This is a genomic window from Aeromonas sp. ZOR0001, assembly GCF_000801015.1.
Lineage (GTDB): Bacteria > Pseudomonadota > Gammaproteobacteria > Enterobacterales > Aeromonadaceae > Aeromonas > Aeromonas veronii.
Map to the genome: position 1 here is coordinate 1 of NZ_JRJY01000068.1, position 367 is coordinate 367.

The following is a 367-nucleotide window of genomic DNA, read 5'->3' on the forward strand; positions in this document are numbered from 1 at the left end:
TATCACCTGACACCGGCCTCAAACCGGTGTCTTGTTTACGCTACCTTAGAGCGTACTTCCTTCGGTATCAATTTCAGACCCTTCTTGAACATGCGGTAGGGGGTTTGACCCTCCATCATCCTGTCCTGATGTGGCCGCTGGGTGTTGGCTGGGTGTTGTAGTGTTCCAGATCGCTATCCAGCTCTGTCTGCATCTGCTCTACCGACTCATACCAAGTCGTTCTCCCCTTGATACGGAAGTGTTCATCCAGCAGTGTGCAATGCAGTCGCTCGATAAAGCCGTTGCTCTGCGGCCTGCGCACCCTGGTTGTCCGGTGCTCAATCCCCTCCAGTTGCAGGAACAGCTCGTAGGGATGATGGTCAGGGCG

Annotated in this window: 1 pseudogene; it reads right to left on the reverse strand. The window is 54.8% G+C overall.

The annotated features are described in order from the left end of the window. Positions 1-35: 35 nt before the first annotated feature. Positions 36-367 (reverse strand): annotated as a pseudogene (locus tag L972_RS08265) (integrase core domain-containing protein); the annotation flags it as partial.